This window comes from Vibrio sp. Vb1018 (assembly GCF_033338775.1).
Lineage (GTDB): Bacteria > Pseudomonadota > Gammaproteobacteria > Enterobacterales > Vibrionaceae > Vibrio > Vibrio alginolyticus.
Genome location: NZ_JAWOTI010000022.1, coordinates 14,010 through 25,700, shown reverse-complemented (window position 1 = coordinate 25,700; position 11,691 = coordinate 14,010). Strand labels below are relative to the sequence as shown.

General features: G+C 46.8%; 8 protein-coding genes. 6 read left to right on the top strand and 2 right to left on the bottom strand.

Features of this window, described 5'->3' with window-relative positions; translation table 11 throughout:
- The first annotated feature begins 103 nt into the window (after positions 1 to 103).
- The 6 genes from dnaA (at position 104) to R7Z10_RS19345 (ending at position 7,913) form a co-directional block, all read left to right on the top strand.
- Complete coding sequence (gene dnaA, locus R7Z10_RS19370; RefSeq protein WP_005378835.1) at positions 104 to 1,510, top strand: chromosomal replication initiator protein DnaA; 1,407 nt, start codon at positions 104 to 106, stop codon at positions 1,508 to 1,510.
- 63 nt (positions 1,511 to 1,573) lie between these two features.
- Positions 1,574 to 2,674 carry a DNA polymerase III subunit beta gene (dnaN, locus tag R7Z10_RS19365; protein WP_005394106.1) on the top strand — a complete coding sequence of 367 codons (1,101 nt, stop codon included), beginning with the start codon at positions 1,574 to 1,576 and terminating at the stop codon, positions 2,672 to 2,674.
- 9 nt (positions 2,675 to 2,683) lie between these two features.
- A complete protein-coding gene (recF, locus tag R7Z10_RS19360) occupies positions 2,684 to 3,763 on the top strand; it encodes a DNA replication/repair protein RecF (protein ID WP_005378839.1) in 1,080 nt (359 codons plus the stop codon).
- A gap of 13 nt (positions 3,764 to 3,776) precedes the next feature.
- The gene (gene gyrB, locus R7Z10_RS19355) at positions 3,777 to 6,194 is read left to right on the top strand and encodes a DNA topoisomerase (ATP-hydrolyzing) subunit B (protein WP_005378841.1); all 2,418 of its coding nucleotides are present in this window, start codon (positions 3,777 to 3,779) and stop codon (positions 6,192 to 6,194) included.
- A 343-nt stretch (positions 6,195 to 6,537) separates the two neighbouring features.
- The gene (locus tag R7Z10_RS19350) at positions 6,538 to 6,954 is read left to right on the top strand and encodes a GreA/GreB family elongation factor (RefSeq protein ID WP_017635594.1); all 417 of its coding nucleotides are present in this window, start codon (positions 6,538 to 6,540) and stop codon (positions 6,952 to 6,954) included.
- Positions 6,955 to 7,475: 521 nt separating this feature from the next.
- On the top strand, positions 7,476 to 7,913 hold the full coding sequence (locus tag R7Z10_RS19345) for an Hsp20 family protein (RefSeq protein WP_005378857.1): 438 nt from the start codon (positions 7,476 to 7,478) through the stop codon (positions 7,911 to 7,913).
- Between the two features lie 127 nt (positions 7,914 to 8,040).
- Here R7Z10_RS19345 and R7Z10_RS19340 read toward each other — a convergent pair whose 3' ends face one another.
- Positions 8,041 to 9,294: a valine--pyruvate transaminase gene (locus R7Z10_RS19340; RefSeq protein ID WP_213986832.1), complete on the bottom strand. Its 1,254-nt coding sequence runs from the start codon at positions 9,292 to 9,294 to the stop codon at positions 8,041 to 8,043.
- A 229-nt stretch (positions 9,295 to 9,523) separates the two neighbouring features.
- Entirely contained in the window at positions 9,524 to 11,608 is a 2,085-nt protein-coding gene (locus R7Z10_RS19335) for an alpha-amylase (protein ID WP_318105668.1), read from the bottom strand.
- Between the last annotated feature and the right edge of the window lie 83 nt (positions 11,609 to 11,691).

Genomic DNA, 11,691 nt, shown 5'->3' with positions numbered 1-11,691 from the left:
GGATCTTATTCACTGGATCGTCGATCAATCGCTGGCGATCTTGGTTATCAACAGGTAAAATTGCCAGTCTTTTCCGATAATTCAATTACTCAGTGGGGGCACCGTGTCATCTTCGCTTTGGCTGCAATGTTTGCAGCAGCTTCAAGAAGAGCTACCAGCTACAGAATTCAGCATGTGGGTTCGTCCGCTACAAGCGGAGCTCAATGACAATACTCTCACTCTATTCGCGCCAAACCGCTTTGTGTTGGACTGGGTGCGTGATAAGTATCTGAACAATATTACTCGCTTACTGCAGGAATACTGCGGTGGCGATATTCCTAACTTACGTTTTGAAGTGGGGAGCCGACCTGTCTCTGCACCAAAACCAGCGCCGACACGTACGCCTGCAGATGTGGCTGCCGAGTCATCTGCACCTGCGCAATTACAGGCGCGTAAGCCAGTACACAAAACCTGGGATGACGACGCTCAAGCGATTGCGGCTATCAATCACCGCTCAAACATGAACCCAAAACACAAGTTCGATAACTTTGTTGAAGGTAAGTCGAACCAACTGGGTTTGGCTGCGGCGCGTCAGGTATCGGATAATCCTGGTGCAGCATACAACCCGCTGTTCCTATACGGCGGCACGGGCTTGGGTAAAACGCACTTGTTGCATGCGGTGGGCAACGCGATTGTGGATAACAACCCGAACGCAAAAGTGGTCTACATGCACTCAGAACGTTTTGTGCAAGACATGGTAAAAGCGTTGCAAAACAATGCGATTGAAGAATTCAAACGCTACTACCGCAGCGTGGATGCGCTCCTTATCGATGACATCCAATTCTTTGCTAATAAAGAACGTTCACAAGAAGAATTCTTCCATACCTTCAACGCACTATTGGAAGGTAATCAGCAGATCATTCTAACGTCTGACCGTTATCCTAAAGAAATTAATGGCGTTGAAGATCGTCTTAAATCTCGCTTTGGTTGGGGTCTTACTGTTGCGATCGAGCCACCTGAGCTTGAAACGCGTGTGGCGATCTTGATGAAAAAAGCTGAAGATCACCAAATCCACCTTGCTGATGAAGTGGCATTCTTCATTGCCAAGCGTCTGCGTTCGAACGTTCGTGAGCTCGAAGGTGCACTGAACCGTGTTATCGCGAACGCGAACTTTACTGGTCGTCCAATTACGATTGATTTTGTTCGTGAAGCGCTGCGCGATCTGCTTGCTCTACAAGAGAAGCTGGTGACGATCGATAACATTCAAAAGACCGTGGCGGAATACTACAAGATTAAAGTAGCGGACTTGCTGTCTAAACGTCGCTCTCGTTCTGTAGCTCGTCCTCGTCAGCTGGCTATGGCGTTAGCAAAAGAACTAACCAACCATAGCTTGCCTGAAATTGGCGATGCGTTTGGGGGCCGCGATCATACGACCGTACTTCATGCTTGTCGCAAGATTGAGCAGCTGCGTGAAGAGAGCCACGACATTAAAGAAGATTACTCTAACTTGATTCGCACCCTGTCTTCGTAATCGGTTAGAATAACGGTATTCTAAGCAAATCATTTATTGAGCTGACAGCGTAAAGAGCCAAGCATGAAATTTACCATTGAACGTAGTCATTTAATCAAACCGCTACAGCAGGTTTCGGGCGCTTTAGGTGGCCGACCAACCCTGCCAATCCTGGGTAACCTACTTCTTAAAGTAGAAGAGAACGTATTGTCGATGACGGCAACCGATCTTGAAGTAGAGTTAGTAAGCAAAGTGACGCTAGAAGGTGATTTTGAAGCGGGCAGCATTACCGTTCCTTCGCGTAAGTTTCTCGATATCTGCCGTGGTTTACCGGACGATGCGATCATCACATTTGTATTAGAAGGTGATCGCGTACAAGTTCGCTCTGGTCGCAGCCGTTTCTCATTGGCAACGCTTCCTGCGAACGATTTCCCTAATATTGAAGACTGGCAAAGCGAAGTGGAAGTATCACTGAGCCAAGCTGATTTACGTACGCTGATCGACAAAACTCAGTTCTCGATGGCGAATCAAGACGTTCGTTACTACCTCAACGGCATGTTGTTTGAAATTGACGGCACCACGTTACGCAGCGTGGCGACGGACGGCCACCGTATGGCGGTATCGCAAACTCAGCTAGGTGCAGACTTTGCGCAGAAGCAAATCATCGTGCCACGCAAAGGTGTGCAAGAATTAGTAAAGTTGATGGATGCGCCAGAGCAGCCTGTAGTACTTCAGATCGGTAGCTCCAATGTTCGTGCTGAGGTGAATAACTTTACTTTTACCTCTAAGTTGGTTGATGGTCGTTTCCCTGACTACCGCCGTGTATTGCCTCAGAGCACCAATAAGACACTAATAGCAAGTTGTGACGAGTTGCGCCAAGCCTTCTCTCGTGCTGCGATTCTTTCCAACGAAAAATTCCGTGGCGTGCGTGTGAATCTGGCTGATACTGAAATGCGCATAACCGCGAATAACCCAGAACAAGAAGAAGCGGAAGAGATGCTTGATGTAACCTTTGAAGGTGACGCCATCGAAATCGGCTTTAACGTAAGCTATGTGCTTGATGTTCTGAACACGTTGCGTTGTGAAAATGTACGTGTGTCGATGTCGGATGCTAACGCTAGCGCGTTGATTGAAAATGCCGACGATGACAGTGCCATGTACGTGGTGATGCCAATTCGTCTATAAGCCAACTGAATGCCTCTTTCTCGTCTCATCATTCAGCAGTTTCGAAACATTAAAGCCTGTGATATTGAGTTATCAGCAGGCTTTAACTTTCTTATCGGGCCGAACGGCAGCGGTAAAACTAGTGTCTTAGAAGCGGTTTATCTGCTCGGGCATGGCCGCTCATTCAAGAGCTCTCTCACCGGACGAGTGATACAAAATGAGTGTGACGAACTGTTTGTTCATGGTCGTTTTTTGAACTCGGATCAATTTGAGCTACCTATCGGCATTAATAAGCAGCGTGATGGCTCAACAGAGGTTAAAATAGGCGGTCAATCTGGACAAAAATTAGCGCAGTTGGCACAAGTTCTGCCTCTGCAGTTGATACACCCAGAAGGGTTTGATTTACTGACAGATGGCCCTAAACATCGTCGTGCGTTTATTGATTGGGGCGTATTTCATACCGAGCCCGCTTTTTATCAAGCATGGGGAAGGTTCAAGCGCCTGAACAAGCAGCGCAACGCGTTGTTGAAAACCGCCAATAGTTATCGTGAGCTCAGTTATTGGGATCAGGAAATGGCAGGATTGGCTGAAAACATCAGCCAATGGCGAGCAAGTTACATCGAGCAGATGAAAACTGTCGCAGAAACTATCTGTCAGACATTTTTGCCAGAATTTGAGATCCAATTGAAGTATTATCGTGGCTGGGATAAAGACACTCCATACCACGAGATACTAGAAAAGAATTTTGAGCGTGATCAGGCATTGGGATACACCTTTAGTGGCCCAAACAAAGCTGATTTGCGCATTAAAGTGAACGGAACGCCCGTTGAAGATGTTCTGTCACGCGGTCAATTAAAACTCATGGTGTGTGCATTGCGTGTAGCGCAAGGGCAACACCTGACAGAGATGGCCGGTAAACAATGCATTTACCTAATTGATGACTTCGCGTCGGAATTAGATAGCCAACGTCGCAAGCGTCTTGCTGACTGCTTAAAAGAGACGGGCGCACAAGTATTTGTAAGCTCTATCACTGAAAGCCAAATCGCCGATATGTTGGACGATAACGGTAAATTGTTTCATGTGGAACATGGCAGGATAGAGTCAAACTAGAAGAGAGAAACTCATGTCTGAAAATTACGATTCATCGAGTATTAAGGTACTGAAGGGTCTGGATGCGGTACGTAAGCGTCCAGGAATGTACATCGGCGATACGGACGACGGCACCGGCCTTCACCACATGGTTTTCGAGGTGGTGGATAACTCAATTGATGAAGCGTTGGCAGGTCACTGTAAAGACATCGTTGTGACAATTCATGAGGATAACTCGGTTTCCGTTAGCGATGATGGTCGTGGCATTCCAACAGAAATCCACTCTGAGGAAAATGTCTCTGCAGCAGAAGTAATCATGACGGTTCTTCACGCGGGTGGTAAGTTCGACGATAACTCATACAAAGTATCGGGTGGTCTTCACGGGGTAGGTGTTTCAGTAGTAAACGCACTATCAGAGAAAGTTGAGCTAACGATTCATCGTGGTGGTCATATCCATACGCAAACCTACCGCCATGGTGAGCCTCAAGCGCCACTAGCCGTTGTGGGTGATACGGATAAAACCGGTACACAAATTCGTTTCTGGCCAAGTGCCGAGACGTTCTCTAACACTGAGTTCCACTATGACATTCTGGCGAAACGCCTGCGTGAACTGTCATTCCTGAACTCTGGTGTGTCGATCAAATTGGTTGATGAACGTGAAGCGGACAAACATGATCACTTCATGTATGAAGGTGGTATTCAAGCGTTCGTTGATCACCTAAACACCAACAAAACGCCAATCATCGAAAAAATCTTCCACTTTAATTCTGAGCGTGAAGACGGCATTTCAGTTGAAGTGGCGATGCAATGGAACGATGGTTTCCAAGAGAATATCTTCTGCTTTACCAACAATATCCCACAGCGTGATGGTGGTACTCACCTTGCTGGTTTCCGTGCTGCGCTAACACGTACATTGAACAGCTTTATGGATAAAGAAGGTTTCTCGAAGAAAGCGAAAACAGCGACTTCAGGCGACGATGCGCGTGAAGGTCTAACTGCGGTTGTTTCGGTGAAAGTGCCTGATCCTAAGTTCTCAAGCCAAACAAAAGACAAACTGGTTTCTTCTGAAGTGAAATCAGCTGTTGAGTCTGCAATGGGTGAAAAACTGTCTGAGTTCCTGATTGAGAACCCGACAGAAGCGAAGATGGTTTGTTCGAAAATCATCGATGCAGCACGTGCTCGTGAAGCAGCGCGTAAAGCTCGTGAAATGACGCGCCGTAAAGGTGCACTAGACCTAGCTGGCCTTCCAGGTAAACTTGCAGACTGTCAGGAAAAAGATCCGGCACTCTCTGAACTATACATAGTGGAGGGTGATTCGGCAGGCGGCTCCGCAAAACAAGGCCGTAACCGTAAGAACCAAGCGATCCTACCGCTAAAAGGTAAGATTCTTAACGTAGAAAAAGCACGTTTCGACAAGATGCTATCTTCTCAAGAAGTAGCAACACTGATCACCGCACTAGGTTGTGGTATCGGTCGTGACGAGTACAACCCGGACAAGCTTCGTTACCACAACATCATCATCATGACCGATGCCGATGTCGATGGTTCGCACATCCGTACGCTACTGTTGACCTTCTTCTACCGTCAAATGCCAGAGCTTATCGAGCGTGGCTATGTGTACATCGCTCAGCCACCACTATACAAAGTGAAAAAAGGCAAACAAGAGCAGTACATCAAAGATGAAGAAGCGATGAACCAATACCAAGTATCATTGGCTCTGGACAATGCATCGCTACACGTAAACGCAGAAGCACCTGCACTGGCAGGTGAAGCACTAGAGAAGCTTGTTCAACAGTACAATGCGGGTATTAAACTGGCGGAACGTATGAGCCGTCGCTACCCAAGTGCTTTGGTAAACGAGTTGATTTACACTCCTCGCCTAACGCCAGAGCAATGCCATGACGCATCAGTTGTGGAAGCTTGGACGAAGCAGCTTATTGAACAGCTGAATGCGAAAGAAGTGGGTGCAAGCCAGTACAGCTACGAAGTTGAGCAGCACGAAGAGCTAGGCTTAAACTTGCCTAAGATTGTGGTTCGTACTCACGGTGTGACGCACGAACATGCAATTAGCATCGACTTCCTAAACTCGAAAGAGTACGGCAAGTTGGCTGATCTATCAGAAGCACTTGATGGACTTCTGGAAGAAGGCGCGTACATCAAACGTGGTGAGCGTACTATGCCAGTGGCAAACTTTGCAGAAGCGCTTGACTGGTTAGTGAAAGAGTCAATGCGTGGCTTAAGCCGTCAGCGCTACAAAGGTCTAGGTGAGATGAACCCAGACCAACTTTGGGAAACCACCATGGACCCAGAAACTCGTCGTATGATGCAGGTAACGATTGAAGATGCGGTAGGTGCAGATCAACTGTTCACTACGCTAATGGGTGACCAAGTAGAACCTCGTCGTAACTTCATCGAAGAGAACGCACTGAAAGTAGCGAACCTAGACGTATAACGACACTGTTCGTGATAGTAAAAAGCAGCGAGAAATCGCTGCTTTTTTTGTTGTACCACCAGCTAAAATCGCCACTTTCTGCTAAAGCGGATGTTTTTCTGGTACTAACTGCCAACAACCCGATCAAGCCTGCCATTTTATTTCTGTTTTCTTTTTTTCTCGCCATTTTGTTCGCTTGAGCGTTTTTGCTTTCTTTTTTCTGCTCGCTATAGTGCTGAAGAGCTGATGAATAAGGAGACTAAGAAAATGGTGATGACTTTCCTGAACTAAGCCGGAAGTGATGCACTTCCGGTTCAATGCACTGAATTTATTTGTAAGACAAGGCATTAAGAAGGAAATAATCATGTTTGAACGCTGGTTCTCAGCGTACTGCTTGGCGCTGCGAACTTGGTGGTTAACCAGTCGCTTTTTAACCTATCAATCACCACTAAGGTTGTTATCGCTATTTGAAATCTGCGAGCAACAAGCCCATTGCCGTAACCGAGCTCGTATTGCGGTTGGGGACACGGTTCGCTTAGTGGATGTTGAACGCGCCTATCAATATCGCATGACATTGGTCAGCTCGCGTAAGGGGCAACCCATGACAGGTATGCTCGCGGTCGATTCTTATTTGGGGTCTCGACTGTTAGGTCGAGCTAAAAATGATGCGCTCGAAGTGGAAATTTTTAATCAGCGACGCTGCTTTGTGATTACTGAAATTGTTCATCAATCGCAGCCACCAGCTCAGAAAATGCTGTGTGGTTGTCTGTTGTGCCAATAAATAGAGGTGAAGTCATGAGTAAGAAAGAAAAGAAACAACCGCAGTTGAGTCTAAAAGAAAAGCGCAAACTAAAGCAGGAAAAGGACGTTGTAAAAGCGCGTAAATCCTCCCGCAAGTAAAGTGTAGATTGAGCCCCCCAGAACGGCGGGCTTTTTATCACAGATCGCGAAGTGATGAGGAACTAAGCTGTTCAAGGGGATAGTGGATGCTTTAAAAATTTTTTATTTTTTCACTTGAAAGTCATTTTTGACGACCTTATATCTAGTTGTGAAGAGGGTGACTGGCTTGCTAGAGACTAGAAGACCTGCCCTCTGAAATCGCTAAAACGAGATCGCTCAGAAGAGGATATGGCGTTTTAGCACACAACTTAAACCTTTAGATTCAATATCATGTCTCCGAGCCAAACCAAGGCCAGTGGAATGATAAGAATCTCTTAGTTCGGCGTTGGTTTTTGCATAAACACGCCAGTAGGATGAAACTCATCTGAACTAAGACTATTGCTTAATTAAGAGGATAGATTTATGCGTAATGTAGATTTCTCACCACTATACCGTAATGCAATTGGCTTTGATCGTCTGCTAAACCTGATGGAAGCGAATACAGCGAAAAATACTTCTGGCGGTTACCCTCCATACAACATTGAGCAAAAAGACGAGCACAACTACCGTATTACTATGGCCGTTGCTGGCTTTGCTGAAGAACAGCTCGATCTGACTCAAAACGAAAACATGTTGATTGTGAAGGGCGAACGTAAAGCAGAAGAAGGCAAAAACTACGTTTACCAAGGTATTGCAGAACGTGATTTTGAACGTAAATTCCAGCTAGCGGATTACGTAAAAGTCGTGGGTGCATCAATGGAAAACGGTCTGCTTCATATCGATTTAGTTCGTGAAATCCCTGAAGCCATGCAACCACGTAAGATTGCTATCGGTGGCAACAACCTGATTGAGAACAACTAATCAGTTAACCACCCGGTTATAGAATGAGAAAGAGCGCCATATGGGCGCTCTTTTTAGTTTGGGGGTTTTCAAATCCGCTATTTCAAAGCCGTAATTTCAAAGAGAAGAACGGCTGAGTTCAATCCGTCTATTTACCTTCGCGGTAAGCCTTTTCCACTTCTTCAGCGATAATCGCAATGCCTTTTTGCATCATCTCATCATCTTGAACGTAGTTCATACGCAGGCATTGGTGCGCGTGATCCCACTCGTCTTGCTGACCAATAAAGAAATATTCACCAGGGACAATCAATACGCCACGCGCTTTCAAGCGTTGGTACAGTTCCATTGTTGTGATTGGCAGTTCATCAAACCATAACCACAAGAAGATAGCGCCTTCTGGCTTGTGGATGCGGAAGCGCTCATCGGTAATCGCTTCTTGGAGTAGTTCAACTGCACGTTGTGACTTCTGTTTGTAGAACGGCTTAATGACCTCTGAGCTTAGTTTAAGCAGATCGCCTTTGCCAATGATGTGGTTTGCCAGCGCTGGACCAACACTGCCCGGCGCTAGGCTGATGATGCCGTTCATATTGGTTAATGCTTGCGTGATTTCTTCACTCGCAATCACAATGCCACAACGCACGCCCGGTAAACCAAGCTTAGATAGGCTCATGCATAGGATGGTGTTTTCATTCCAGAACGGTTCGACATCTTCAAAGATGATGTTCGGGAAAGGTAGACCGTAGGCGTTATCGATGATCAGTGGGATGTTGTTCTCACGTGCTAGCTTGTCCAGCTTACGTACTTCTTCATCTGTCAGTACATTACCCGTTGGGTTAGTTGGGCGAGACGCGCAGATTGCCGCAACAGAGTCGTCGACGGCGAGTTGCTCAAAATCGACGTGGTATTTAAACAGGCCGTTATCTAACAGCTCGATTTCTGGGTGGTAAGAGATAAAGATATCTTCATCAATGCCAGCATCACCATAACCGATGTATTCAGGCGCGATAGGCAGTAGCACTTTCTTGTGCGAACCGTCTGGCTGTTTACCTGCCAACAAGTTGAACAAGTAGAAAAAGCCACTTTGGCTACCGTTAGTTAGGCTGATGTTTTTTTCGGAAATATCCCAGCCGTAAGTTTCACGGAATAACTGAGCTAGCGCTTTGACGAACGCGTCTTTACCCTGCGGGCCATCGTAGTTGGCGAGGGCGGCGACGAGCTCCCCACTGGCGAGCATTTCCTCACTGGCTTGGTGAAAGTAATCGAGCATGGCAGGAATGGCGGCAGGATTACCTCCACCGAGCATGATGGCACCTGGTGTGCGCAGACCATCATTCAAATCGTCCATTAACTGCGTAATACCTGAATACTGATTAAATTTTTCACCAAACTTTGAGAACTGCATGCTGACTTATACCTAATTCATTGTGATTGCTTTGTGTATGTTTATGCCGATGTTTTATCGGCTTATCGAGTAATCCTTGACCTTACCTCAATGTGTAATTAACGCAAAGTGTGAATTAAGCCGAGAAAGAAAAAAGTGCGTCATCAGACCAGAGGAACGAGACAAAAGGGCAAAAAGAACAATAAAAAAGGGAAGCTTATGCTTCCCTTGCTGGTGGAGAGAGTGTGATTTACTCACCGGTGTAAACAATCAGCACCTTGTCGTCTTGGTATTGGCGTTCGAACGCGTAGTAACCTTCTTGGTTGCGAGTGATGTGCTTACCTTGAGCTACCGCTGGGTGGCGTTTACGGAATTCGCCCAACTTTTGCCAATGTTGCAGTAGATCTTCTCGCTCGCCATGAATCTTATCCCATGGCATATCTGAGCGTGTGCCTTGGTGGGTGTCTGAACCAGTAATGCCAAAATCACGAGCTATCTCATCACCGTAATAGATCTGTACTGCACCGGGAGCCAGCATCAGTGCATTCGCGGCACGAGCTTGGTCATCAAAACTGCGGCTGCGAGCCGACCAAAACAGCTGTGTATCGTGTGAAGACAGATAGCTCAACACATTGAACTCAGGATCGGTATTGATGCGCTCTGCATAGCGGCGGTAATCATTATCAAGTTGAGCGAAACACTTCAGGGCTTTTGGTGCTACGTCAGATTGGAACTCGAAGTTGATGATGGAATCGAAGCCGTTATCGAAATACGGGCTCTTCACTACGCTGTGTGCCCACACTTCACCTGTCATCCAGAAAGGTAGGTCATCCAAGGCTTTGTCCGGGTTGTTTTGCTTCCACTGAGCAAGCGCCTGAGTGGTGCTGGTTTTCAACTCTGACCACGCTTCCATTTCTACGTGTTTAGCGGTGTCGACACGGAAGCCATCAATGCCATAGTCGCGCACCCAATCGGATAACCACGTAATGAGATGCTCACGCGGGGTTTGCAGCTCATCTTGCGCATTGGTGTCTTTATTGCGGAAGAAGTTTGGTAGTCCGGTTTTTTGAGTTGATTCGGTTTTGAGATCCGGTAGGTAGTTCAAAGACATGGTGATGTCGTTGTAGCCCGGAGCATCGTAGTCACCAATGTCGGTGCGGATCCAATCTTTGCCCCACCATTTATCCCACGCTTCGCTATCACCGTATTTGATGTAATCGTTGAAGCTGTGCCAGCTTTGTCCTGATTTTGGCTGCCAGTCGGTCCATTTTTCACCGAGGACTTCTTTGGCTTCTTGGTCATCAAGGTAAAGCTGACCAAAGCCGAATTCCTGCATGTCTGCTAATGTTGCGTAGCCAGTGTGGTTCATGACTACATCCCAAATCACGCGGATGCCTTTCTTGTGGGCGGTATCGACGAAGGTTCTGAGTTCATCTTCGGTGCCCATGTTGGCATCAAGCTTGGTCCAATCTTGGTGGTAGTAGCCGTGGTAGCCGTAGTGCTTAAAGTCGCCTTTATCGCCGCCGCCAACCCAGCCGTGGATTTGTTCCAGTGGTGAAGTTATCCAGATAGCATTGACACCAAGTGATTCGATGTAATCGAGTTTTTTCGTTAGACCCGCTAAGTCACCACCGTGGAAGGTACCAATCTCATATTTTCCGTCTTTGCTGCGACCGTAGCTGTTGTCGTTGTCTGGGTTGCCATTGTAGAAGCGGTCGGTCATGACGAAGTACACCGTCGCGTTATCCCAGCTGAACGGTTTATCGGCTTGCTGTTCAACTTCTTCTAGCAGCAATAGACCTTGGCTCATAGGACCCGGCTGCATGGTGACGCTGCCATTGGCGACTGTGGCTTCTTGTCCGGTTAAGGCATCGCGAACGACAGTGCCATCATTAAAGGTTTGAGCAACATTGATGGTTTTTGGCGCGTCAGTTGCGACAGGGCAAGAGTAGGTGATGTCCTGACTCTGTTTTGGTTTGATTTTTACAGTTAGCTCATTGGTGGTTGGATTGAGCGTAAATTGATAGGTATTGGCTTTGAAGATGCGCAGCGGCATTTGTGCATCAGTGGCGCAGTTATCCATTTTTAATGGACGATTGAACTTGATGCGATCTTCTTCTGCTAGGGCAAAGCTACTGCCACAGCTTTGCTTGCTGTCAGCAATGGTAAAGCTATAACTGCCTTTTTCGAGTTTTTGCTCGGCGACAAGTAAGCCTTGTGAGTTTTCCTCAAAAACAGCGGTGTCATCACCAACGCTTAATACGATGGCATTTTCTGGAATCTGGCTGCAAGCGCTCAGTAGACCAATAGAGAGTGCGAGAATTGTTTTTTTCATTGTGTCCTTCCCCCGAATAAACAGTCCAGTTATAGCAAAACTGTGCCTCTACAATCCGAGCTCTACACCAACAAGTTAAACGC